This window comes from Cupriavidus sp. FW216-B1, from assembly GCF_058789195.1.
Genome location: NZ_JBYTEL010000006.1, coordinates 353,480 through 375,446, shown reverse-complemented (window position 1 = coordinate 375,446; position 21,967 = coordinate 353,480). Strand labels below are relative to the sequence as shown.

Below are 21,967 nucleotides of genomic sequence, written 5' to 3'. Positions count from 1 at the left end.
GTGGGTTCTGGTGAGGGGACGGGGCGGCGGGGGACTTGCCCGCCCGCCGGCTTCGACGTACTGTAGCAGCCTGTTTTCCCGGTACAAGTCACCGTTTTATCCTGGTATAAAACGCACCAGTTTTCGCCGCTGGGCAGGCCGGGAGCCACCGCCCGCCCATTGCACATGACCGACGCCGCGCCCCTTGCCGCCACCGCTGCCCCGAACGACACCCCCAGTGAGCACGAACTGACCCGCGAAGCCGTGCTCGGCCGTTTTCTGCGCGCGCACCGCGAGCGGCTGGCGCCGGCCGAGGTCGGCCTCGCGCCGGGCCGCCGGCGGCGCACGCCGGGCCTGCGGCGCGAGGAACTGGCGCAACTGGCGGGGTTGAGCGCGACCTGGGTGACGTGGCTGGAGCAGGGCCGCCCGGTGGCGCTGTCCGCGCGCGCGCTGGCCGGGCTGGCCGGCGCGCTGCGGCTGTCGCGCGCCGAGCGCGCCTACCTGTTCGAGCTGGCGGGCCGGCGCGACCCGATGCAGGCGCAGGACGGCCACGTGCCGGCCACCGTGATGGCGAGCGTGGAAGCGATCGCCGGGCCGGCCTACCTGCTCGACCGGCAATGGAACGCGCTGGCGTGGAACGCGGCGGCGGCGGACCTGTTCGTGGGCTGGCTCGACGGCGCCAGCAGCGAGCGCAATCTGCTGCGCAGCATGTTCCTGTCGCCGGGCCTGCAGGCGCTGGTGGAAGACTGGCCGCACCGGGCGGCGCGGCTGGTGGCGGAATTCCGCGCGCACAGCATCCGCCATGCCGAGGACCCGCCCACGCGCGCGCTGGTCGAGGGTTTGCTGGCCGAGAGCCCGGCCTTCCGCGCCGACTGGCTGTCGCAGGACGTGGAGGAGCGCCAGGGCGGCCGGCGCGGCTTTCGCCATCCGCGGCGCGGGCTGCTGCATTTCGAGCAGCTCACGCTGGTGCCGGCGGCCGCGCCGGGGCTGACGCTGGTGATGCTGATGCCGGCGCAGCGCGCCGGCGGCTGAGCTTACTTGGGCTGCATGCGGATGGCGCCGTCCAGGCGGATCACCTCGCCGTTGAGCATGGTGTTGCCGATGATGGCGGCGACCATCTTGGCGTATTCGGCCGGGCGGCCCAGGCGCGGCGGGAACGGCACCATCCGGCCGAGCGCGTCCTGCACTTCCTGCGGCATGCCCAGCAGCATCGGCGTCTCGAAGATGCCCGGCGCGATGGTCATGCAGCGCACGCCGTCGCGCGACAGGTCGCGCGCGATGGCCAGGGTCATGGCCACCACGCCGCCCTTGGAGGCGGCGTAGGCGGCCTGGCCGATCTGCCCGTCGAAGGCCGCCACCGAGGCGGTGTTGACGATCACGCCGCGCTCGCCCTCGGCGTCGGGCGTGTTCTGCACCATCGCCGCGGCGGCCAGCCGGATCATGTTGAAGGTGCCGATCAGGTTGACGCGGATGGTCTTGTCGAACGCATCGAGCGGGTGCGGGCCGTTCTTGCCGACGGTCTTGCTGGCGGTGGCGATGCCGGCGCAGTTGACCAGCCCGGCCAGGCGGCCCAGCGCCGTGGCGGCGGCCACCACCGCCTGGCCGTCGGCCTCGCTGGTGACGTCGCAGCGCACGAAGCGCCCGCCCAGCTCGGCCGCCAGCGCCGCGCCGGCGGCCTCGTTGAGGTCGGCGATCACCACCTTGCCGCCCGCCGCGGCCAGCATGCGGGCGCTGCCTTCGCCCAGGCCCGACGCGCCGCCGGTGACGATGAATACGTTGTCGCGGATTTCCATCTTTGTCTCTCTCCTTTGATTTCGGGATGCTCGTTTCGGGATGCTTGCCCCGGGATGCGGGCATGCCGGACCGGCGCTGCCGTTGGATCGGCATGTTGGCATAACGTTTACGTAAACGTCAATCAGTGGCCGATCAGCGCGGGCGGCTTCCGCCCCGGTCCCAAAACGAAAAAAGCGGCCCGAAGGCCGCCTTTCGCGTGCGCCGCGCGGCGTTGCCGCCGCGGTCGCTGATTCAAATGCCGCTTACTTCAACGCGCCGAACACGCGCGCCGTGATGTCTTCCACGCTGCCCACGCCCGCGATCTTGCGGTACTGCGGCGGCGCGACCTTGGCGCTGGCGTCGCCCTCGATGGCCCACCTGGAGTAGTAGTCCACCAGCGGACGGGTCTGCTGGGAATAGACGTCCAGGCGCTTCTTGACGGTTTCTTCCTTGTCGTCCTCGCGCTGGATCAGCGCCTCGCCGGTGACGTCGTCCAGGCCTTCGGCCTTGGGCGGGTTGTACTTGACGTGGTAGGTGCGGCCCGACGCCACGTGCACGCGGCGTCCGCTCATGCGCTCGATGATGGCATCGAACGGCACGTCGATTTCCAGCACGAAATCGATCGCCACGCCCGCTTCCTTCATGGCCTCGGCCTGCGGGATGGTGCGCGGGAAGCCGTCGAACAGGTAGCCGCCCTTGCAGTCGGCCGCCTGCAGGCGGTCCTTGACCAGGCCGATGATGATGTCGTCCGACACCAGGCCGCCTGCGTCCATCACCTTCTTGGCCGCCACGCCGAGCGGCGTGCCCGCCTTCACCGCGGCGCGCAGCATGTCGCCGGTGGAGATTTGCGGAATGCCGAACTTCTCGCAGATGAACTGGGCTTGCGTGCCTTTGCCGGCGCCGGGCGCGCCCAACAGGATCAAACGCATTTACGGGTCCTCAGAGTTTTGAATCTGGTAAGGCGGGGGATGGAAGGAGGGTAACGCCGAAACTTGACGCGAGGCTTACCGCGCCGCGGGGGCGGCGCGCCTCGGATCGGAGTCTGGTCTGTCGACGGCCGGCATGCCGCGGCTCGCTGCCGATGGCGGCGACCCGGATACCGGACGGGCTCACTCTTTTCATCTCCCCACCGAGCCTTGGCCGGGCGTCTGAACGCCCGACGGCTCTGTATCGTCAAGCATTATGCCATGAGGCGGCGTAAAACCGGCTTGCCGGCACGGTGACAACTGTCATGACAGCCGTGCCGGTGATGCGCGCGCGCACCGCGGCACCGCGCGCCGGGGTGGCGTCAGGGGCCTTCCTGCGCCATGCCTTGTGCCCACAGCGCGCGCACGCGCTCCAGGTCGGCCGGCGTGTCGACGCCCGGCGCGGGCGCGGCGGTGGTCTGCAGCACGCCGATGCGCTCGCCGTGCCACATCGCGCGCAACTGCTCGAGCGCCTCGGTCTGTTCCAGCGGCGCCGCCGCCAGCGTGGGAAAGCGCCGCAGGAACGCCGCGCGGTAGGCGTACAGGCCGATGTGGCGCAGCACCGGCATGTCCGGCAGCGCCGCCTGCGCGTCGGCCGCGGGCCGGGCCGGCACGCCGGCCCAGGCGTCGCGCGCCCACGGGATCGGCGCGCGCGAGAAATACAGCGCGCGGCCGGCCGCGTCGCACACCACCTTCACCACGTTGGGGTTGAAGACCTCGGCGATCGCGCCGATCGGGTGGGCGGCGGTGGCGATGGCGCAGTCGGCGTGGCGCGCCAGGTGCAGCGCCACTTCGTCGATCAGGCCCGGCTCGATCAGCGGCTCGTCGCCCTGCACGTTGACCACGATGGCGTCGTCGGCCAGGCCCAGCAGCGTGGCCACCTCGGCCAGGCGGTCGGTGCCGGACGGGTGGTCGGCGCGCGTGAGCACCGCCTCGATGCCGTGCGCGGCGCAGGCCGCGGCGACCTCGGCGGCGTCGGTGGCGACCACCGTGCGCCGCGCCGAGCTGGCGTGGGCGCGCTCGGCCACGCGCACGATCATGGGCTTGCCGCCGATGTCGGCCAGCGGCTTGTCGGGCAGGCGGGTCGAGGCCAGGCGTGCCGGGATGACCACGGTAAAGGCGGGCAGGGACATGATGCGGGCTCGGTATGCGTGGGTCAGTCCGGCGAGACCAGGCGGCCCGGCACGGTCTGGCGGGCCTCGTCGGCCAGCATCACGGGGATGCCGTCGCGGATCGGGTAGGCCAGCTTGTCGACCTGGCAGATCAGTTCCTGGGCGGCGCGGTCGTATTCCAGCTTGCTCTTGCACAGCGGGCAGACCAGGATTTCAAGCAGCCGGTTGTCCATCTCGGGTTTCCTTGGTGTGGCCGGCCGCGGCCGCGGCGCCCGCCGCGCCGGGCGCGGACTGGGCGTGCGCGGCGACGGCGCGGCGAATCTTGTCGATCAGGCCCGCGTCGATCACGGGCAGGGTGGGGACGACCCAGATCCGCGGATCGAGCGGGTCGCTCAGGCGCTCGCATTTTACGGCATCCTTCTCGGTGATCAGGATGGCGTCGGCGGCGCGCGCGACGGGATCGTCGGCGAACGGGTCTTCGGCGAAGTCGTAGTGGTCCGGCAGCGGCATGGTGTCGGGCTGCAGGCCGGCGCCGCGCAGGCTGGCGAAGAAGCGCTCGGGGTTGCCGATGCCAGCCGCGGCCAGCACGCGCTGCCCGGCGAACGCCGACAGCGGCCTGGCCAGGGCAGGGTCGGCCAGTTGCCAGGCGTCCTGCAACTCCAGGCGCATGCCGTAGACGTCCGGCCGCGCGGGGCTGGCGCGGAAGTCCGGGTCGTTGATGAGGGTGGCGTCGCGCTGGCGCGAGAGCGGCTCGCGCAGCGGGCCGGCCGGCAGCAGGAAGCCGTTGCCGCCCATGCGCGTGTCGAACATCACGATCTCGAAGTCGCGCTGGAGCTTGTAGTGCTGCAGGCCGTCGTCGAGCAGCAGCACGTTGACGCCGGGGTGCGACACCAGCATGGTCTGCGCGCACAGCGCGCGGTCGGGGAAGACCCACACCGGCACGTCGGCCGCGCGCGCGATCAGCAGCGGCTCGTCGCCGACGTCGCGCGCCTCCGAGGTCGGCTTGACCCGGCGCGGGTGCTTCAGCGTGACGCCATAGCCGCGCGAGACCACGCCCGGGCGCAGGCCGGCCTCGGCCAGCGCGTGCGCGAGCGCGATCACGGCCGGCGTCTTGCCGGTGCCGCCCACGGTCACGTTGCCCACCACCACCACCGGCATCGGCAGGCGCGTGGACTTGTACCAGCCGCGCCGGTAGGCCAGCCGGCGCCAGCCGCTGACCAGGCCGAAGAGCCACGAAAGCGGCAGCATCAGCCAGGCGAACCAGCCGCGGCGCTGCCACTGGGCGGTCACGAAGTCGGCGAGGGCGTGGCGGGGAGCGGGCATGGGCGTCGGGGGGAGGGGTCTGGGGAAGCGTCGGGGGGCGTCAGGAAAGCGTCAGGAAAGCGGCGGACGGTGGCGAAGGATACGGGAACGCGCCGGGAACGGCGCGCAACGAGCGGGGCAACTGCGGCAGCCGGCCGGTGTGGGGCCGGGCGCGGCAAGGCCGCCTTATCTGACCATTATGGGCACCTTCCGGCGCCCGCGGCAAGCCGGGGCTTGCCGTGCGCCGCGGCGAGCTCCGGCGTCGCCTCAGCGCGCCTGCGAGCTCTGCGTGGCGAAGGTCAGGCGCGGCAGGCCGGCCAGGCGCGCCGCTTCCATCACGTTGATGACCGACTGGTGGCTGGCCTGCGCGTCGGCGTTGACGATCAGCACGGGCGGCTGGCCCTCGCCGCCGCCGGCCACCTCGCGCAGGCGCGCGGCCAGGCTGGTCACGTCCTGCTGCTCCATGACCTGCTTGTTGACGGCGTAGACGCCCTTGGCCGAGACCGACACCACGATCTCGCCCGGGCGCTGCTGGGCCTTCTCGGCGTCGGCGGTCGGCAACTGGATCTGCAGCTCGGTGTAGCGCGAATACGTGGTCGTGATCATCAGGAAGATGAGGATCACGAGCAGCACGTCGATCAGCGGGATCAGGTTGATCTCCGGCTCTTCGCGCCGCTGGCGGGAACGGAAGTGCATGGCGGGCGTCAGGCGCGGCGCTGCGGCAGGATGGCGTCGAGGAACGCCGTGGCGCGGAATTCCAGCTCGGCCACGTAGTCGTCCACGCGGCGGCGGAAATAGCGCCAGAAGATCAGCGCCGGAATCGCGATGATCAGGCCGAAGGCGGTGTTGTACAGCGCCACCGAGATGCCGTGCGCGAGCTGCTCGGGGCTGGCGCCGGCGCCGCCCTGGCTGCCGAAGATCTCGATCATGCCGATCACCGTGCCCAGCAGGCCCATCAGCGGCGCCACCGAGGCGATGGTGCCGAGCGCGTTGAGATAGCGCTCCAGCTCGTGCGCCACCGCGCGGCCGGCTTCTTCGACCACTTCCTTGGCGGCGTCGCGCGAGGTGTGGGGCTGCAGCACGACGTGGCGCAGGCCGGCCGCCAGCACGCGGCCCAGCGGCGAGTTCTGCTCCAGGGTGCTCACCACCTCGGGCGTGGCGCGGCGCTGGTGCGCCACCGTCAGCGCTTCCTCGTACAGCTTGGGCGGCAGCACCTTGCTGCGCTTGAGGCTCAGGAAGCGCTCGACGATCAGCGCCAGGGCGATGACCGAGGCGATCAGCAAGGGCCAGATCGGCCAGCCGGCCGCTTGAATGATGGAAAACACGTGGAACCCCGAAATTCGACGGCTTGTCTGCACGCCAGCCGCCGCAGCCGCACGCGCGCTGGCTCTGTATTGAAAAATCAGGCGCCACTCTAACCCGCGGCATGGCGGCGCGGCAAGACGCCATGCCGCGGTGTCTCGGCGGCGCATCGCCGCGCCGCGCGGGATGTCCACACAGGACAGGGACAGCGTTGTGGATGGATTGTGGACAGCTATCTGACAAGCCGCTCAACGTCTTGATTCGAAAGGGAAAACAATCGCCAGCCTAAAAAACGGGCAGCGCGCCTGTGACGCCGGCGGCGCGCCGGCACGCGCGGCCAGGTTTCCGGCTGTCCACATAAAGGCAGGACAGTGTTGTGGAGCGGTTGTGGACAGTTGCCTGAAAACACAGCTAAGTCATTGATTCGGCAGCGGCTTCCCGTGGCTGCTCAAAAAACGGGCAGAGAGAGCCCGGCAGCACTTGGGCGCGCCGTCAGGGGGAGGAATCCGAAAAACTTCCGCCATGTCGACCGCTTTCCACATTCGTCCGGGACAGTCTTGTGGACGGGTTGTGGACAACCGCCGGAGAAGCGGGCTAAGCCATTGATAACAAAGGCCGGAATCCGGCGTGCCCAAAAAACGGGCAGCAGCCGGGCAGGCCGGTTTCCAGGGTGCCCGGCGCGATTCCGAGTGAATATGGTTTATGCACCACTTTTGATGGTCTTTACATCGTGTTTACGGTTTACCCACAGCCGGCGGACGGGCGGCCGCCAATCTATCCACAGGCACGGGCCGTCCGGCAAGGTTGTCCAGAGTTCCTGTGGATAACTTTGTGAACAAGCCGGGGGCGCAGCCGGTAAGTCGTTGACGCATAAGGGGTTTGCTTACATTGCTCAAAAAATAAGACAGCAGAAACCACATAAGAATCAAAGGCTTGTGTCAAGTCATGCGGCTTTGCGGGTCGACGGGCCGCCCCCCGCCAAGAGACTTGACAGAGCGGTTATGCTGTGGACATGTCAATTCCACGCCGCATGCCCGGCTGCGCCCATGTCTGAATCGCTGAACTTTTCGCGTGAATCCCAGCCTGCGGCGCCCGCGGGCGGCCGCGAAGCCATCCCCGTCGGCGAGCTCAACCACGCCATTTCCCAGGTGCTCGAACGCAATTTCCCGCTGCTCTGGGTAAGGGGAGAAATCTCCAATTTCACCCGCGCCGCCAGCGGGCACTGGTACTTTTCGCTCAAGGACGCGCGCGCGCAGATCCGCTGCGTGATGTTCCGCGGGCGCAACCAGCATGTCGGGTTCGTGCCGCGCGAGGGCGAGGCGGTGGAAGTCCGGGCGCTGGTGTCGATGTACGAGGCGCGCGGCGAGTTGCAGCTCGGCGTGGAAGCCATGCGCCGCGCGGGCCTCGGCAATCTCTACGAAGCCTTTCTGCGCCTGAAGGAGAAACTCGCGCAGGCCGGCCTGTTCGCGCCCGAGCGCAAGCGCCCGGTGCCGGCCCATCCGCGTGCCATCGGCGTGGTGACGTCGCTGCAGGCAGCCGCGCTGCGCGACGTGCTCAGCACCCTGCGCCGGCGCGCGCCGCACGTGCCGGTGGTGGTCTATCCGGTGCCGGTGCAGGGCGCGGGCGCCGCCGAGAAGATCGCCGCGATGATCGATACCGCCAGCGCGCGCAACGAATGCGACGTGCTGATCCTGTGCCGCGGCGGCGGCAGCATCGAAGACCTGTGGTCGTTCAACGAGGAATGCGTGGCGCAGGCCATCGCGCGCTGCGCCGTGCCGCTGGTGTCGGGCGTGGGCCACGAGACCGATTTCACCATCGCCGATTTTGTCGCCGACGTGCGCGCGCCCACCCCCACCGGCGCCGCCGAGCTGGTCAGCCCCGACCGCGCCCACATGCTGATGCAGGCCCTGCGCGCGCGCAACGCGCTGGCGCAGTGCATGCGGCGCCAGCTCGACCGCCGCGCCCAGGGCCTGGACTGGCTGGCGCGCCGCCTGCGCAGCCCGCAGGCGCAGTTGCAGGAGCGCCGCCTGCAGGTCGACAACCTAATGCGGCACCTGCGCAGCGCGCTGCGCGACACCGTGGCCGCGCGCCGCCACCAGCAGCAGGTGCTGGCCATGCGCTGGGCCGCCGGCCGCCCCGACCTGGCGGCGGCCCAGGCTGAGCTGCGCCGCGTCGCGCTGCGCATGGGCGACGCCGCGCGCCGCCAGCACGAGCGCGCCGGGCAGCGCTGGCAGCGCGCCGCCGGCGCGCTGGAACTGCTGGCGCCGCAGCGCACGCTCGAGCGCGGCTACGCCGTGCTGCTCGACCAGCGCGGTCACGCGCTGCGCTCGCCGGCCGAGCTGCGCGCCGGCACCACCATCGAGATCCACCTGGCCGAAGGCGTGGCCGACGCCGGCATCGCCAGCGTCCAGCCGCGCCTGGGCGAGGTGTAGCGCGGGCGGGCCGCGGCGGCCTTCGCGGGCGTCGGCGGCCCACCGACAGCGAACGCATATCGATGAACCTAATATGTTCGAGGGGGCTTTGTTTCCCGCGTTTGCGCGGGTCTGGCAAGTCCCCTACAATCGACATCTCCCGTCCTTCAACCCCACAGAGACAAAACAATGGAACATACTCTCCCCCCGCTGCCCTACGCGCATGATGCGCTCGCTCCGCACATCTCCAAGGAGACCCTGGAGTTCCATCACGACAAGCACCACCAGACCTACGTCACCAACCTGAACAACCTGATCAAGGGCACCGAGTTCGAGAACTCGACCCTCGAGGAAATCGTCAAGAAGTCCTCCGGCGGCATCTTCAACAACGCCGCCCAGGTGTGGAACCACACCTTCTACTGGGACTCGCTCAAGCCCAACGGCGGCGGCCAGCCGACCGGCGCGCTGGCGGCTGCCATCAACGCCAAGTGGGGCTCGTTCGACAAGTTCAAGGAAGAATTCACCAAGACCGCGGTCGGCACCTTCGGCTCGGGCTGGGCCTGGCTGGTCAAGAAGGCCGACGGCTCGCTGGACCTGGTCTCGACCTCCAACGCCGCCACCCCGCTGACCACCGACGCCAAGCCGCTGCTGACCTGCGACGTGTGGGAACACGCCTACTACATCGACTACCGCAATGCCCGCCCAAAGTACGTCGAGGCATTCTGGAACGTGGTGAACTGGGACTTCGCCGGCAAGAACTTCGCGGGCTGAGCGCCTGCCGTGGCGTGAATCCGGACAGCGGCGCCGCGCCGGGAAAGCCCGGCCGCGCCGCCCGAAGCCCGGGCGCCGCCATGCTTCGAAAGAAAGCCCTCCAGTCGTGAGGGCTTTCTTTTTGCCTGCGCGCCGGGGACAAAAAAGGCCCTCGATTCCGAGGGCCTTGCATCCGCGCGCATCGCCGCCCTACTGCGCCGTCCAGCCCCCGTCGGCCACCCAGGCCGCGCCGCGGATCTCGCTGCCGAACGGCGAGCACAGCATCAGCGCGAGGTTGCCGAGCTGCGCGGGCGTGACGAACTGGCCCGACGGCTGCTTTTCATCGAGCAGGCGCGCCTGCGCCGCGGCCGGCGTCAGGCCCTCGCGCGCGGCGAGGTCGTCGATCTGCTTCTGCACCAGCGGCGTCAGCACGAAGCCCGGGCAGATCGCGTTGCAGGTCACGCCGGTGCGCGCGGTCTCGAGCGCGGTGACCTTGGTCAGGCCGACCAGGCCGTGCTTGGCCGCCACGTAGGCGGACTTGCCGGCCGAGCCGACCAGGCCGTGCACCGAGGCGATGTTGATGATGCGGCCCCAGTCGCGCGCGCGCATGCCGGGCAGCGCGCAGCGCGTGGTGTGGAAGCCCGAGGTCAGGTTGATGGCGATGATGTCGTCCCACTTCTGCGGCGGGAAGGCCTCGACCGGCGCGACGTGCTGGATGCCGGCGTTGTTGACGAGAATGTCCACGGCGCCGAAGCGCGCGCCGGCCGCGGCGAACATCGCCTCGATCTCGTCGGCCTTGCGCATGTCGGCCGGGTGGTGCTCGGCCTGCGCGCCGGTGGCGCGGATGGCGGCCAGGGCCGCGTCGATGTCGCCGAAGCCGTTGAGCATGATGTTGGCGCCGGCCTGCGCCAGCACCTCGGCAATGCCCAGGCCGATGCCGCTCGTCGAGCCGGTGATCAGCGCCGTCTTTCCTTTCAGGTCTGTCATGGGATTTGCGTGTATGCGTGGGGATTTCGCCCGCGCGTCATGTCCGCGCGGGCGGCTTTCGTGCCGGACTCAGACCAGGCCCGTGAGATAAAAGACCGCGATGACGAAGAATACCGCGAGCGTCTTGATGACGGTGACGGCGAAGATGTCGCGGTACGACTCGCGGTGGGTCAGTCCGGTCACGGCCAGCAGGGTGATGACGGCGCCGTTGTGCGGCAGCGTGTCCATGCCGCCGCTGGCCATCGCCACCACGCGGTGCAGCACGTCGAGCGGAATTCCGGCGGCCTGCGCGCCCTGGATGAAGGTGTCCGACATGGCGGCCAGCGCGATGCTCATGCCGCCCGAGGCCGAGCCGGTGATGCCGGCCAGCGTGCTGACCGAGACCGCGGCGTTGACCAGCGGGTTGGGGATGCTCTTGAGCGCGTCGCTGACCACCAGGAAGCCCGGCAGCGCGGCGATCACGCCGCCGAAGCCGTATTCCGAGGCGGTGTTGAGCGAGGCCAGCAGCGCGCCGGCGACGGCGGCCTTGCTGCCTTCGGCGAAGCGCTGGCGCACGGTGCCGAACGCGGTCAGCACCACGACCACGATGCCCAGCAGCAGGGCGCCTTCGACGGCCCAGATGGCCGTGACCGAGGCGGTCGGGATCGAGACCGGCTTGGCCAGCCCCGGCAGCGAGAGCGAGCTGGTGGCGCCGTACCATTGCGGGATCAGGCGGGTCAGCGCGAAGTTCGCCACGCCCACCAGCACCAGCGGCGCGATGGCCAGCACGGGGTTGGGCAGGTGCGTGGTGGCCACCGGCTCCGGCTCGTTCACCAGCGAGGTGCCGTAGCCTTCGCCGCGCGCCACCGCCGCGCGGCGGCGCCATTCGAGGTACGCCAGGCCCACCGCGATGATGAACAGCGCGCCGAGCACGCCGAGCGCGGGCGCGGCCCACGCGGTGGTCTTGAAGAACGTGGTCGGGATGATGTTCTGGATCTGCGGCGTGCCCGGCAGCGAATCCATCGTGAACGAGAACGCGCCGAGCGCGATCGCGCCGGGCATCAGCCGCTTGGGAATGTTGCTCTGGCGATAGAGTTCGGCGGCGAACGGATAGACCGCGAACACCACCACGAACAGCGACACCCCGCCGTAGGTCAGCAGCGCGCACACCGCCACGATCACGGCGTTGGCGCGCGCGCTGCCGATGTAGCGGATCGCGGCGGCGACGATCGAGCGCGAGTATCCGGACAGCTCGATGACCTTGCCGAACACCGCGCCGAGCAGGAACACGGGGAAGTACAGCTTGACGAAGCCCACCATCTTTTCCATGAAGATGCCGGTGAAGGCGGGCGCGACCGCGGACGGATCGGTGAGCAGCACGGCGCCGAGGGCGGCCAGCGGCGCGAACAGGATGACGCTGTAGCCCCGGTAAGCGGCGAACATCAGGAATGCAAGGGCTGCAATGACTACGACAAACGACATGAGGTCTCCGCGAGGATCTTATTGATTTGAGCGCACGCCCACGGCCGGGAAACCGGGCGCGCGCACGGCGACGGTCCCGCCCGCGGCAAGGGCCGCGCGGCGGGCGCCGCATGCCTTTGCACGGACCATGCCAGTGCTGGAAGTGGCTGATGAGCCATAAATCCGCGAAGAAGGTGGACGGAAAGGCATAACGAAGTCTCGAATCGTGGAATCCGGGGGGCGGATGTCCGCGCCACGCCGCGCCACAGTCTCGAATATGAGAAACTTTGTCTCAATGTGGAGACAAAAAGCAAAGACGATGGCAACGACGGAGACGATGGAAACACTGAGCGAGATCGGCGACAGCGCGCTGGGCAACTACGATTCCGTGGCCCGCCGCGCGATGGAGTCGCTGTTCCGCACCTTCGAGAATTTCAGCGAAGGCACGATCGTGGTGGACGCGCAGGGCCGCGTGGTGTGGATCAACAAGCGCTACGCCGCGCGTTTCGGTTTCGCCGACCCGCGCGACGCCATCGGCCTGGATTGCGAGCGCGTCATCCCCAACAGCCTGATGCGCGAGGTGGTGGCGACCGGCAAGCCGATCCTGCTCGACATCCTCGAGACCGGGCGCGAGCCGATGATCGTGATGCGCCTGCCGATCAAGGACGGCGACGGCAACACCGTGGGCGCGGTCGGCTTCGCGCTGTTCGACGAGCTCAAGTCGCTCACGCCGCTGTTCCTGCACTACTCGCGCGTGCGCGAGGAGCTGGTCGCCACGCGCCGCACGCTGGAACAGGCGCGCCGCGCCAAGTACACCTTCGCCAGCTTCGTCGGCACCTGCGCGGCCACGCTGGAGGTCAAGCGGCAGGCGCGCCGCGCCGCGCTGGCCGACGCGCCGGTGCTGCTGCTGGGCGAGACCGGCACCGGCAAGGAACTGCTGGCGCATGCCATCCACGCCGCCTCGGCGCGCGCCGAGCGGCCGCTGGTCACGGTCAACGTGGCGGCCATCCCGGAAGCGCTGCTGGAAGTGGAGTTCTTCGGCGCCGCGCCGGGCGCCTATACCGGCGTCGACCGCAAGGGCCGCATGGGCAAGTTCGAGCTGGCCGACGGCGGCACGCTGCTGCTCGACGAGGTCGGGGACATGCCGCTGATGCTGCAGAGCAAGCTGCTGCGCGCGCTGCAGGACAAGGAGTTCGAGCCGCTCGGCTCCAACCGCATCATCCGCTCCGACGTGCGCATCATCGCCGCCACCTCGGCCGACCTGTCGGCGCTGGTGGCCGCGGGCAAGTTCCGCGCGGACCTGTATTACCGGCTCAACGTGCTGCCGGTCTACCTGCCGCCGCTGCGCCGGCGCCAGCCGGACCTGGTGCCGCTGACCTACGCGCTGCTCGAGGAAATCTGCGCGCGCGCCGGGCGCGACGCGCCCGTGCTGTCCGACGCGGCGCTGGCGCTGCTGGCCGGGCATGACTGGCCGGGCAACGTGCGCGAGCTGCGCAACGCGCTGGAGCGGCTGGTGATGATGCACGACGCCGACGATGCCGACGCGCAGGTGCTCGCCTCGCTGCTCGGCCGCGAGCCGGCGCCGCCCGCCGCGCCGGTCCCGGCGGAACCGGCGCCGGCAGCATCGTCCACATCGTCCACATCGCTCGCATTGCCGGCTTCCCCGGCCGCGCGGGACTTGCCGGCCGCGCCGCCGGCAGCCGCGCCGGCCGGTTACGCCGCCGCGATGGCGCGCTTCGAGGCGGACTACCTGATGCAGGCGCTGGCCGCGCATGGCGGCCACGTGGCCAGCGCCGCCGGCAGCATCGGCCTGAGCCGCGCCGCTTTCTACAAGAAGCTGACCGCGCACCGGCAGGCAGGGCTGCTGCCGCCCGAGGCCGCCGCCGCGCCCGCGGCCGGCGACCGGGAAGGCTAGCGCGATCGGGGCTGGTGCCGGCCGCCCGCCGCCGCCTTGCGGAATCGTTCGCGCTGGCGCTTAAACCGTATATACTGTTTATATCGTTTTCGTTTCGTGAAAGAATCTGGATGCATTCCCCCATCATCAAGGCGCCGACCGACACAACCTTCTACTTCCCCATGAGCATGGATACTCCCGGCAAGCAGGCAGCAACGTCCCCCCGCAAGGCCCGCAAGACCTCCGCCAAGGCGGCTCCGGCCGAGGCCGCGCAGGCCGCGGCAAAAGCGCCGAAGGCAGCGAAGGCCGCCAAGGTGGAGAAAGCGGAAAAAGCCGTGAAGCCGGCCAAGGCGCCGAAGGCGGCCAAGCCCGCCAAGGCACCCAGGGTCGACAGCCCGGCCAAGCCTGCCGAAGCCGCCAAGGCCCCGGCCCCGGTGGCGGCCAGGCCGGAAGAAAAGGCCCGCCGCGCGAAGAAGGAAAAAGTGGTGCGCGACAGCTTCACCATGCCGAAGTCGGAATACGGCCAGCTCGACGCGCTCAAGGAGCGCTGCCTCGGCGCCGGCGTCGCCGCCAAGAAGAGCGAGCTGCTGCGCGCGGGCCTGATCCTGCTCGCCGGCCTCGACGACCAGCAACTGCTGGCCGCGGTCGCGGGCCTGGAAGCGGTCAAGACCGGGCGTCCCGCCAAGGCCTGATTCTCGACGCCGGCCGCCCGACGCCGGCCGCCCGACGCCTGACCCGGCGCCGGGCGGCCGCGCCTACCTGACCAGCGCCAGCACGTCGCGAAAGCGCGCGTGCCGGCTGCTGCGCATCCACTCGAAGGCCGCCATCTCCACCGTCACCACGGCCGCGCCGGCCTGCCGCAGGCGCTCGGCCGCGGCGGCGTGGCTGGCCGGCTGGCGCGAGCCGGCCGCGTCGGTGACGAGGCTCACGCCGTAGCCGCGCCGCAGCAGGCCCATCGCGGTCTGCAGCACGCACACATGGGCTTCGCAGCCGGCGATCGCCACGGTCTTGCGCCCGGCGGGCAGGGCCTCGGCGAGGCCGTCCTCGCAGCCGTCGAAATGATCCTTGGCCACGGTCAGCCCGCACAGTTGCCGGATCTCCGCGAGATTCTCGCCCAGGCTGGCCGGGCTCTGCTCGGTGCCGATCACCGGCACGCCGAGCATGCCGGCGATGCGGGCGAGCCGCGCGCATTCCCGCAGCACGCGCTCGCCGTCATGGATGGCCGGCATCAGCCGCGCCTGCAGGTCCACCAGCACCAGCACGGAATCTTCGGCGTTCAGCAGCACGTTGGTCTCCTCGGTTTGCAGCGTTGGCTTCGGCGCGGTCCGGCCGTCATGGCCGCCCGCGGGCCCGCGCCTGCCAATTTAAACGCCGCGGCCGCTGTCCACAAGCGCGTTTCCCGCGGCGGTGGCGCCCGGCGCCGGAAACCTGCCGCCAAGCCGCCCGGTGAGCGCGCGCGCCGCGCTCCTGACCGCCAGCGCCCAGGCCGGGCGCAGCCGCTCGCGCGGCATGGTCAGCGTGATGGTGCCGGCAAGCTGCCCGGCGGGGCCGAAGACGGGCGCGGCGATGCCGGCGAGTTCCGGCTCGCGGTCGCCGCAGAGCACGACGACCCGCCGCTGGCGGATGCGCCGGCCGAGCGCAGCGTCGTTCTCGCTGCCCTCGCCGCCGTAGGCCTGCAGCACGCGCCCGCCCGCGCCGCGGTCCAGCGGCAGCAGGTCTCCCACGCGGATGTGGTCCCGCACCGGCTGCGGCGAGTCGACGCGGTGCAGGCACAGCCGGTACATCCCCTGGCGCACGTGGAAGGCCGCGCTTTCCCGCGTTGCCGCGCCCAGCTGGCGCAGCACCGGCATCACCAGCGGCTCGTAGGAGAACGATTGCGTGTAGACCGTGTGCAGCCTGGCCACGCCGGGCCCCAGCGCGTAGCGGCCGTCGGCCAGCCGCGTGACGAGCTGCGCGTGCTCCAGCGAGGCCAGCAGCCGCAGGGCGGTGCTCTTGTACAGGCGCGTGCGCTGCGCGAGCGCGCTCAGCGTCAGCGCCGGCGTGTCGGCGCCGAAGGCCGACAGCAGGCACAGCGCGCGGTCGACCGCCGCCACCCCGCCGGCCGCGGCGTGCTCGTCGGCCAGCGACGCGACGGCGGCGCGCCGGGGCATGGTGCGCGCGCCTTCAGCCGAACTTGAACAGGATGCCGTGGCCGCCGCGCGGGTAGTCCCACTCGATGTTCTGGTGGTCGGTGCAGAGGATGCGGCAGCTGCCGCATTCGAGGCAGCCGTCGGTGATCAGCGTCACCGCGCCGTTGCCCTCGGCCTTGTAGCAGGACGCGGGGCAGACGAAGGTGCAGCTCTTGCTGCCGCACTCGTTCAGGCACACGTCCGCGTCCTTGATGCGGATGTGCGGCCGCCCCGCATCCACGCGGTAGCGGTTCTGGAACAGTTTTTCCTCGACGTTGACGGGGATTGCGCTCATCGGAAGGCCCTCCAGAGTTTGTAGGCGTCGCCCACCAGGCCGGTGAGGGAACGGGTGCGGCGAAAGCTCGACAGGATCTCGCGCTCCTTGGTTTTCTTGTCCACGCCGTCGACCGTGATCATGGTGCGCGCGGCGCGCCCCAGCAGCTCGGGGTAGGTGGTGAAGAACTGCGGGTTCTGGTGCAGCACGCGCGGCATGTCGCGGTACTTGCGCAGGTCCTTCATGACGAAGCTGTCGTCCAGCGCCGCCTTGTAGGCCCGCAGCGCGCCGGCGCGGTAGCCGCTGCCCGCGGCCTTGGCCCGGATCACCGTCTGCGCGGCCAGGCGGCCGGTGGTCATGGCGAGGTTCGAGCCTTCGCGGTGCGCGGCGTTGACGAAGCCGCCCGAGTCGCCCACGATCATCCAGCCGTGGCCGTAGACCTGCGGGATGGCATGGAAGCCGCCCTCCGGGATCAGGTGCGCGCAGTATTCCTTCATCTCGCCGCCGGCGATCAGCGGCGCGATCGACGGGTGGCGCTTCATCTGCTCGAGCAGCACGTAGGGGCTGGTGCGGTTCGGGTTGGCCTTGAAGTCGCCGAGCATGCAGCCCACGCCGATGGTGAGCGACTCCTTGTTGGTGTAGAGAAAGCCCGTGCCCATCATGCCGTCGGTGATCTTGCCCACCATCTCGATGACCACGCCTTCCTCCTCGCCGACGTTGAAGCGCTGGCGGATGGTCTCCTCCGGCATGAACAGGATTTCCTTGACCGCCAGCGCCACGTTGCCGGCCTCGATCTCGCCGTGGAAGCCGGCCTTGCGCGCGAGCGTGGAGTTCACGCCGTCGGCCAGGATCACCACGTCGGCGTAGACGTCGCCCTGCTCGCGGTCGCACTGCACGCCGACCACCTGGTCGCCGTCCAGGATCAGGTGCCTGACCGTGGTCTCGCAGATCAGCAGCGCGCCGGCTTCGCGCACCTTGCCGCTGAACCACTTGTCGAACTGCGCGCGGATGATGGTGTAGCGGTTGTAGGGCGGCTTGTTGTAGTCCTCGCTGCGCACGTGGGTGCCGACGAACGAGCTGTCGTCGAGCATCCACAGCCGCTGCTCGATGATGTGGCGCTCCAGCGGCGCGTCCTCGCGGAAGTCGGGAATGATCTCTTCCAGCGCCTGGGCGTAGAGAATCGCGCCCTGCACGTTCTTGCTGCCCGGATATTCGCCGCGCTCGATCTGCAGCACCTTCAGGCCGGCCTTGGCCATCAGGTAGGCGGCGGCGTTGCCGGAAGGCCCGGCGCCGACCACGATGGCGTCGAACTGGGACGGTTTCTTCATGATGTCTCTCCTCAGGCGGCGTGCCGGCCGCCGCGCGACAGGTGCTCGGCGAAGGCCTGCGTCAGCGCCGGCAGCACCTGCAGCGCGTTGCCGACGATGCCGTAGTGGGCGAAGTCGAAGATCGGCGCGTTGGGGTCGGTGTTGATCGCCACGATCACGTCCGCGCTCTCCATGCCCACGCGGTGCTGGATGGCGCCGGAGATGCCGGCGGCGATGTAGAGCTTGGGCCGCACCGTCTTGCCGGTCTGCCCGACCTGGCGCTCGGCCTCGACCCAGCCGGCCTGCACGCAGGGCCGCGTCGCGCCCACCTCGCCGCCCAGCACGCGCGCCAGCTCGAACACCAGCTTGAAGTTCTCCGGGTTTTTCAGGCCCTTGCCGCCGCTGACGATGACGTCGGCGTAGGGCAGGTTGATCTTGTTGCTGCTGGCGTCGGCGATGAAGTCGAGCAGCTTGGTGACGATGGCGCTCTCCACCATGCCCAGCGTTTCCTGCACGATCTCGCCGCCGCGCCCGGCCTGGGCCTGCGGCATCGCCATCACGCGCGGGCGCACGGTCGCCATCTGCGGGCGGTAGGCCAGCGTCATGATCGTGCACAGCAGCGAGCCGCCGAAGGTCGGCCGCGTCGCCGCCAGCGCGCGCGAGACCGGGTCGATGTTGAGCTCGGTGCAGTCCGCGGTCAGCCCGGTGAGCAGCGTGGTGGCCACCGAGCCCGCGAGGTCGCGGCCCATCGAGGTCGCGCCCAGCAGCAGGATCTCGGGCTGGTACTTGTTGACGAGGTCGGTCAGGCCCTTGGTGAAGGGCTCGTTGCGGTAGCCCTGCAGCACCGCGTCGTGCACCACGTAGGCCTTGTCGGCGCCGTAGGTGAAGGCCTGCGCGGCGAACTGCTCGAGCGGCTCGGCGGGGCCGCCGAGCACCACCACGCTGACCGCGCTGCCGAGCGTGTCGGCCAGCTTGCGCGCCTCGCCCAGCAGTTCCCACGAGACCGTGTGCACCTGTCCGCGCTCGTGCTCGAGGAAGACCCACACGCCCTTGTAGGCCTTCAGGTGCTCGGGCAGCTCCAGGTTGCGGCCGGCGCGGCCGGCCGGCTTCTTCGCGGCGGGAGTCGGGGCGTTCATGGTGCCTCCTTCATCAGCAGGTCCGCCTCCAGGGTCGGATGGCGGGTGAAGATCTTCTGCAGCAGGTTGAGCGACACGTCGCGCAGGCTGGAGGTTTCCAGCGCCAGCATCTCGGCCTTCTCGCTGCGCGGGGTCGGGCCGAACACCTTGCTGACCACCGTGGGCGAGCCCTTCAGGCCGATCTTGCCCAGGTCCTCGATGCCGGCCTGCTCCTTGTTCCACTTGCGCACCGGATAGCCGGCCGCGTGGATCATCGCCGGCAGCGTGGCGAAGCGCAGCTCGTTGGTGTTCTCCAGCATGGTGATCAGGCACGGCAGCGCGGTCTTGAGCACCTGCACGCCGCCCTCGGCGCGCCGCTCGACGGTGATGGTGCGCTGCTCCAGGTCGGTCTCGACGATGCGCGACACGTAGGTCAGCAACTGCAGCCCCATGCGCTTGGCGATGCCGGGGCCGACCTGCGCGGTGTCGCCGTCGATGGTCTGCTTGCCGGTGAAGACGATGTCCACCGCCTGCTCGCGCGCGATCTGCCGCACGCCGGCGGCCAGCGCGTAGGAGGTGGCCAGCGTGTCGGCGCCGGCGAAGGCGCGGTCGGTGACCAGCACGGCATCGTCCGCGCCGTAGCCGATGCACTTGCGCAGCGCGTCCTCGGCCTGCGGCGGGCCCATGCACAGCATGGTCACCTTGCCGCCGAAGCGGTCCTTGAGCCGCAGCGCCTCTTCCAGCGAGAACAGGTCGTACGGGTTGACGATGGCCGGCACGCCCTGGCGCATGATGGTGTTGGTGACGGGGTGGACGCGGATCTGCGCGGAGTCCGGCACCTGCTTGATACAGACGACGATATGCATGGCGATGCTCCTTCGCGTCAGGCCACGGCGCGCGCGGGCAGCGCGGCGCGCACGCTGTCGAGCGAGACGTGCTGCTGCCCGTCGACGTCCTGGAACACCTTGAACACCTTTTCGCGCGCGGGCGTGGAGACCACGAAGTCGCCGTAGGCCTTTTCCAGCAGCGCGCGGTACGAGGTGAACAGCGCCAGCTCGTCGTCGGCGGGCAGCTCGGCCTGCTGGCGGATGTACTGGAAGAACCGCTTCAGGATGTGAAGCCGGCTGACGTTGACGATCTTCTGGTCGAACGACACCCCGAAGAACTGCAGGAAGTCTTCGGCCGAGGACAGGGCCTTGAGCTGCTGGGTCAGGTTTTCCATGATGCGCCTCCTCAGTTGAGGGTTTCGGAACGGGGCTGGTCGAACGCCGGTTCGGCACAGCGGTCTTCGCAGGCCTCGCAGCCCTTGCCGGGGTCCGCCCGCGGCGCCGCGCCGGCCTGCTGCTCCAGCACCGCGACGCGCTCCAGCAGGCAGGCGATGGCCTTGCCCACCGGATCGGGAATCAGGTGGTGGTCGAGGTCGAAGCCGTGGGCGGCGCGCTGGCGCCGCCGCGCCACCACGCGCCCGGGAATGCCGACCACCGTGGCGTGCTCCGGCACCGCGTCGATCACCACCGAGTTGGCCGCGATGCGCGCATGGCTGCCGACCGTGATCGGCCCCAGCACCGAGGCGCCGGCGCCGACCACCACGTGGTCGCCCAGGGTCGGGTGGCGCTTGCCCGGGTGCCAGCTCGTGCCGCCCAGCGTGACGCCGTGATAGAGCGTGACGTCGTTGCCGATCTCCGCGGTCTCGCCGATCACCACGCCCACGCCGTGGTCGATGAAGAAGCGCTCGCCGATGCGCGCCGCCGGGTGGATGTCGATATGCGTGAACAGGCGCGCCACGAACGACAGCCAGCGCGGCAGGTAGCGCCAGCCGCGCCGCCACAGCGCGTGCGCCACGCGGTGCAGCGCGAGCGCCTGCACGCCGGGGTAGATGGTCCAGACCTCCACCAGGCTGCGCGCGGCCGGGTCGCGCTCCAGCACGCAGCGCGCGTCGGCGCGCAGCAGCCGGTGCCACGGCGGCGGGGGCACGGCGGCGTCCGGCGCGATGGCCACGGCGCAGTCCCCGCCGCTCACGGCAGCTCCCCCGCGGTCTCGACCGCCTCGAACAGGAAGCGGCGCAGGTCGGCGGCGCTGGGGGTCTGCTTGTACTGCATCGCGTGGTTGCGGATGCGGGTCAGCAGCGGGCCCACCAGCGCGTCGTCGAGCACCACGCCGAGCGCCTCGTAGGCCTGGCGCACGCCCTGCGAGCCCGAATGCTTGCCCAGCACCACGCTGCGCTGGCGGCCGAGCTCGGCGGGGTCGAAGCTCTCGTAGGTGGAGGCGTTCTTGGCCAGCCCGTCGGTGTGGATGCCGGACTCGTGCGTAAACACCCCGCCGCCGACGATGCTCTTGTTGAGCGCCACCGGCCGGCCCGAGGCCAGCGCCACCAGCCGGGAGATGCCCAGCAGCGCGGTGGTGTCCACGCCGGTGTCGCGGCCGTGCAGGTGGCGCACCGCCATCACCACTTCCTCCAGCGCGGCATTGCCGGCGCGCTCGCCCAGGCCGTTGACGGTGGTGTTCGCGTGGGTCGCGCCGGCGCGCAGCGCGGACAGCGTGTTGGCGGTGGCCATGCCGAGGTCGTTGTGCGCGTGGATCTCGATTTCCATGTCGACCGCGTCGCGCAGCCGCGCGATGGCCTCGTAGGTGGAGAAGGGATCGAGCACGCCCAGCGTGTCGGCGAAGCGGATGCGCTGCGCGCCGCACTGCTGCGCGTGGCGCGCCACGTCGGCGAGGAAGGCCGGATCGGCGCGCGACGCGTCCTCCGCGCCCAGCGACACCTTGCGCCCGCTTTTCACCGCCGCGCCGAGCACGCGCGTGATCTGCGCCAGCACCCACGCGCGCGGCTGGCGCAGCTTGTACTGCAGGTGGATGTCGGAGACCGGGATCGACAGGTGGACGATGTCGGGCCGGCAGCGCAGCGCCGCCGCGAGGTCGGTGTCGGTCAGGCGCCCCCAGACCATCAGTTCGGCATCGAGCTGCAGGTCGGTGATGGCCTGGATGCAGGCGATCTCCTCCTCGCCCATCGCCGGGATGCCGATCTCCATCTCGGGCACGCCGGCTCGCGACAGCGCCGCGGCGATCGCGCATTTCTCGTCAACCGTGAAGGCCACGCCGGCGGTCTGCTCGCCGTCGCGCAGCGTGGTGTCGTTGATGATGGGGTTCGACATGGCAGGGGTCCTTGGTCCGTTCCCGCTCTTCTTTGC

The 21,967-nt window shown here is 70.3% G+C and carries 23 protein-coding genes; 5 read left to right on the top strand and 18 right to left on the bottom strand.

Features of this window, described 5'->3' with window-relative positions; translation table 11 throughout:
- Positions 1 to 165: 165 nt before the first annotated feature.
- The gene (locus AC3WXD_RS16245; protein ID WP_231586363.1) at positions 166 to 1,011 is read left to right on the top strand and encodes an MmyB family transcriptional regulator; all 846 of its coding nucleotides are present in this window, start codon (positions 166 to 168) and stop codon (positions 1,009 to 1,011) included.
- 2 nt (positions 1,012 to 1,013) lie between these two features.
- Here AC3WXD_RS16245 and AC3WXD_RS16240 read toward each other — a convergent pair whose 3' ends face one another.
- The 7 genes from AC3WXD_RS16240 to AC3WXD_RS16210 all read right to left on the bottom strand — a co-directional run bounded on the left by AC3WXD_RS16240 (position 1,014) and on the right by AC3WXD_RS16210 (position 6,456).
- Positions 1,014 to 1,772 carry a 3-hydroxyacyl-CoA dehydrogenase gene (locus AC3WXD_RS16240; RefSeq protein ID WP_492324171.1) on the bottom strand — a complete coding sequence of 253 codons (759 nt, stop codon included), beginning with the start codon at positions 1,770 to 1,772 and terminating at the stop codon, positions 1,014 to 1,016.
- Between the two features lie 243 nt (positions 1,773 to 2,015).
- Positions 2,016 to 2,681 carry an adenylate kinase gene (gene adk, locus AC3WXD_RS16235; RefSeq protein WP_492324170.1) on the bottom strand — a complete coding sequence of 222 codons (666 nt, stop codon included), beginning with the start codon at positions 2,679 to 2,681 and terminating at the stop codon, positions 2,016 to 2,018.
- Positions 2,682 to 3,040: 359 nt separating this feature from the next.
- A complete protein-coding gene (gene kdsB, locus AC3WXD_RS16230; protein WP_492324169.1) occupies positions 3,041 to 3,850 on the bottom strand; it encodes a 3-deoxy-manno-octulosonate cytidylyltransferase in 810 nt (269 codons plus the stop codon).
- Positions 3,851 to 3,873: 23 nt separating this feature from the next.
- Positions 3,874 to 4,062, bottom strand: coding sequence for a Trm112 family protein (locus AC3WXD_RS16225; protein WP_020202136.1), 189 nt, complete (start codon positions 4,060 to 4,062; stop codon positions 3,874 to 3,876).
- Complete coding sequence (gene lpxK, locus AC3WXD_RS16220) at positions 4,043 to 5,152, bottom strand: tetraacyldisaccharide 4'-kinase (RefSeq protein WP_454730995.1); 1,110 nt, start codon at positions 5,150 to 5,152, stop codon at positions 4,043 to 4,045. Before lpxK ends, AC3WXD_RS16225 begins: the two co-directional genes overlap by 20 nt.
- Before the next feature lie 246 nt (positions 5,153 to 5,398).
- Positions 5,399 to 5,827 (bottom strand): ExbD/TolR family protein, encoded by a 429-nt coding sequence (locus AC3WXD_RS16215; RefSeq protein ID WP_020202134.1) that lies wholly within the window; start codon positions 5,825 to 5,827, stop codon positions 5,399 to 5,401.
- Between the two features lie 8 nt (positions 5,828 to 5,835).
- Positions 5,836 to 6,456: a MotA/TolQ/ExbB proton channel family protein gene (locus tag AC3WXD_RS16210; protein WP_020202133.1), complete on the bottom strand. Its 621-nt coding sequence runs from the start codon at positions 6,454 to 6,456 to the stop codon at positions 5,836 to 5,838.
- A gap of 1,023 nt (positions 6,457 to 7,479) precedes the next feature.
- Here AC3WXD_RS16210 and xseA point away from each other — a divergent pair.
- Both xseA and sodB read left to right on the top strand, forming a co-directional pair.
- Positions 7,480 to 8,865: an exodeoxyribonuclease VII large subunit gene (xseA, locus tag AC3WXD_RS16205; RefSeq protein ID WP_492324168.1), complete on the top strand. Its 1,386-nt coding sequence runs from the start codon at positions 7,480 to 7,482 to the stop codon at positions 8,863 to 8,865.
- Between the two features lie 168 nt (positions 8,866 to 9,033).
- The gene (gene sodB / locus AC3WXD_RS16200) at positions 9,034 to 9,615 is read left to right on the top strand and encodes a superoxide dismutase [Fe] (RefSeq protein ID WP_020202131.1); all 582 of its coding nucleotides are present in this window, start codon (positions 9,034 to 9,036) and stop codon (positions 9,613 to 9,615) included.
- Between the two features lie 189 nt (positions 9,616 to 9,804).
- On the opposite strand, the gene AC3WXD_RS16195 is transcribed toward sodB, so the two are convergent.
- Positions 9,805 to 10,581 (bottom strand): 3-hydroxybutyrate dehydrogenase, encoded by a 777-nt coding sequence (locus AC3WXD_RS16195; protein WP_020202130.1) that lies wholly within the window; start codon positions 10,579 to 10,581, stop codon positions 9,805 to 9,807.
- A gap of 69 nt (positions 10,582 to 10,650) precedes the next feature.
- Positions 10,651 to 12,042, bottom strand: coding sequence for a GntP family permease (locus tag AC3WXD_RS16190; RefSeq protein ID WP_029043404.1), 1,392 nt, complete (start codon positions 12,040 to 12,042; stop codon positions 10,651 to 10,653).
- Between the two features lie 298 nt (positions 12,043 to 12,340).
- On the opposite strand from AC3WXD_RS16190, the gene AC3WXD_RS16185 reads away from it, so the two are divergent.
- Both AC3WXD_RS16185 and AC3WXD_RS16180 read left to right on the top strand, forming a co-directional pair.
- Positions 12,341 to 13,936: a sigma-54 interaction domain-containing protein gene (locus AC3WXD_RS16185; RefSeq protein ID WP_492324167.1), complete on the top strand. Its 1,596-nt coding sequence runs from the start codon at positions 12,341 to 12,343 to the stop codon at positions 13,934 to 13,936.
- Between the two features lie 14 nt (positions 13,937 to 13,950).
- Positions 13,951 to 14,607, top strand: a complete 657-nt coding sequence (locus AC3WXD_RS16180; RefSeq protein ID WP_492324166.1) for a hypothetical protein — start codon at positions 13,951 to 13,953, stop codon at positions 14,605 to 14,607.
- 63 nt (positions 14,608 to 14,670) lie between these two features.
- Here AC3WXD_RS16180 and AC3WXD_RS16175 read toward each other — a convergent pair whose 3' ends face one another.
- From AC3WXD_RS16175 to nifV, 9 genes are all read right to left on the bottom strand, one after another.
- A complete protein-coding gene (locus AC3WXD_RS16175) occupies positions 14,671 to 15,201 on the bottom strand; it encodes an isochorismatase family protein (RefSeq protein WP_059410640.1) in 531 nt (176 codons plus the stop codon).
- A gap of 78 nt (positions 15,202 to 15,279) precedes the next feature.
- Positions 15,280 to 16,065, bottom strand: a complete 786-nt coding sequence (locus AC3WXD_RS16170; protein ID WP_492324165.1) for an IclR family transcriptional regulator — start codon at positions 16,063 to 16,065, stop codon at positions 15,280 to 15,282.
- Positions 16,066 to 16,078: 13 nt separating this feature from the next.
- The gene (locus AC3WXD_RS16165; RefSeq protein WP_020202124.1) at positions 16,079 to 16,378 is read right to left on the bottom strand and encodes a ferredoxin family protein; all 300 of its coding nucleotides are present in this window, start codon (positions 16,376 to 16,378) and stop codon (positions 16,079 to 16,081) included.
- On the bottom strand, positions 16,375 to 17,685 hold the full coding sequence (locus AC3WXD_RS16160; RefSeq protein ID WP_020202123.1) for an FAD-dependent monooxygenase: 1,311 nt from the start codon (positions 17,683 to 17,685) through the stop codon (positions 16,375 to 16,377). The genes AC3WXD_RS16165 and AC3WXD_RS16160 overlap by 4 nt, the downstream gene beginning before the upstream one ends.
- A gap of 11 nt (positions 17,686 to 17,696) precedes the next feature.
- On the bottom strand, positions 17,697 to 18,800 hold the full coding sequence (locus AC3WXD_RS16155; protein ID WP_492324164.1) for an electron transfer flavoprotein subunit alpha/FixB family protein: 1,104 nt from the start codon (positions 18,798 to 18,800) through the stop codon (positions 17,697 to 17,699).
- Positions 18,797 to 19,645 (bottom strand): electron transfer flavoprotein subunit beta/FixA family protein, encoded by an 849-nt coding sequence (locus tag AC3WXD_RS16150; protein ID WP_020202121.1) that lies wholly within the window; start codon positions 19,643 to 19,645, stop codon positions 18,797 to 18,799. Before AC3WXD_RS16150 ends, AC3WXD_RS16155 begins: the two co-directional genes overlap by 4 nt.
- A gap of 17 nt (positions 19,646 to 19,662) precedes the next feature.
- Complete coding sequence (gene nifW / locus AC3WXD_RS16145) at positions 19,663 to 20,001, bottom strand: nitrogenase stabilizing/protective protein NifW (protein WP_059410740.1); 339 nt, start codon at positions 19,999 to 20,001, stop codon at positions 19,663 to 19,665.
- Between the two features lie 11 nt (positions 20,002 to 20,012).
- The gene (gene cysE / locus AC3WXD_RS16140; protein WP_020202119.1) at positions 20,013 to 20,798 is read right to left on the bottom strand and encodes a serine O-acetyltransferase; all 786 of its coding nucleotides are present in this window, start codon (positions 20,796 to 20,798) and stop codon (positions 20,013 to 20,015) included.
- Positions 20,795 to 21,931: a homocitrate synthase gene (gene nifV / locus AC3WXD_RS16135; RefSeq protein WP_020202118.1), complete on the bottom strand. Its 1,137-nt coding sequence runs from the start codon at positions 21,929 to 21,931 to the stop codon at positions 20,795 to 20,797. The genes cysE and nifV overlap by 4 nt, the downstream gene beginning before the upstream one ends.
- Between the last annotated feature and the right edge of the window lie 36 nt (positions 21,932 to 21,967).

What these genes read in the sequence shown, in the direction of transcription:
- AC3WXD_RS16245 (WP_231586363.1), top strand. Translation starts at nt 166, where the DNA reads ATGACCGACGCCGCGCCCCTTGCCGCCACCGCTGCCCCGAACGACACC.
- AC3WXD_RS16240 (WP_492324171.1), bottom strand. Translation starts at nt 1,772, where the DNA reads ATGGAAATCCGCGACAACGTATTCATCGTCACCGGCGGCGCGTCGGGC.
- adk (WP_492324170.1), bottom strand. Translation starts at nt 2,681, where the DNA reads ATGCGTTTGATCCTGTTGGGCGCGCCCGGCGCCGGCAAAGGCACGCAA.
- kdsB (WP_492324169.1), bottom strand. Translation starts at nt 3,850, where the DNA reads ATGTCCCTGCCCGCCTTTACCGTGGTCATCCCGGCACGCCTGGCCTCG.
- AC3WXD_RS16225 (WP_020202136.1), bottom strand. Translation starts at nt 4,062, where the DNA reads ATGGACAACCGGCTGCTTGAAATCCTGGTCTGCCCGCTGTGCAAGAGC.
- lpxK (WP_454730995.1), bottom strand. Translation starts at nt 5,152, where the DNA reads ATGCCCGCTCCCCGCCACGCCCTCGCCGACTTCGTGACCGCCCAGTGG.
- AC3WXD_RS16215 (WP_020202134.1), bottom strand. Translation starts at nt 5,827, where the DNA reads ATGCACTTCCGTTCCCGCCAGCGGCGCGAAGAGCCGGAGATCAACCTG.
- xseA (WP_492324168.1), top strand. Translation starts at nt 7,480, where the DNA reads ATGTCTGAATCGCTGAACTTTTCGCGTGAATCCCAGCCTGCGGCGCCC.
- sodB (WP_020202131.1), top strand. Translation starts at nt 9,034, where the DNA reads ATGGAACATACTCTCCCCCCGCTGCCCTACGCGCATGATGCGCTCGCT.
- AC3WXD_RS16195 (WP_020202130.1), bottom strand. Translation starts at nt 10,581, where the DNA reads ATGACAGACCTGAAAGGAAAGACGGCGCTGATCACCGGCTCGACGAGC.
- AC3WXD_RS16190 (WP_029043404.1), bottom strand. Translation starts at nt 12,042, where the DNA reads ATGTCGTTTGTCGTAGTCATTGCAGCCCTTGCATTCCTGATGTTCGCC.
- AC3WXD_RS16185 (WP_492324167.1), top strand. Translation starts at nt 12,341, where the DNA reads ATGGCAACGACGGAGACGATGGAAACACTGAGCGAGATCGGCGACAGC.
- AC3WXD_RS16170 (WP_492324165.1), bottom strand. Translation starts at nt 16,065, where the DNA reads ATGCCCCGGCGCGCCGCCGTCGCGTCGCTGGCCGACGAGCACGCCGCG.
- AC3WXD_RS16165 (WP_020202124.1), bottom strand. Translation starts at nt 16,378, where the DNA reads ATGAGCGCAATCCCCGTCAACGTCGAGGAAAAACTGTTCCAGAACCGC.
- AC3WXD_RS16160 (WP_020202123.1), bottom strand. Translation starts at nt 17,685, where the DNA reads ATGAAGAAACCGTCCCAGTTCGACGCCATCGTGGTCGGCGCCGGGCCT.
- AC3WXD_RS16155 (WP_492324164.1), bottom strand. Translation starts at nt 18,800, where the DNA reads ATGAACGCCCCGACTCCCGCCGCGAAGAAGCCGGCCGGCCGCGCCGGC.
- AC3WXD_RS16150 (WP_020202121.1), bottom strand. Translation starts at nt 19,645, where the DNA reads ATGCATATCGTCGTCTGTATCAAGCAGGTGCCGGACTCCGCGCAGATC.
- nifW (WP_059410740.1), bottom strand. Translation starts at nt 20,001, where the DNA reads ATGGAAAACCTGACCCAGCAGCTCAAGGCCCTGTCCTCGGCCGAAGAC.
- nifV (WP_020202118.1), bottom strand. Translation starts at nt 21,931, where the DNA reads ATGTCGAACCCCATCATCAACGACACCACGCTGCGCGACGGCGAGCAG.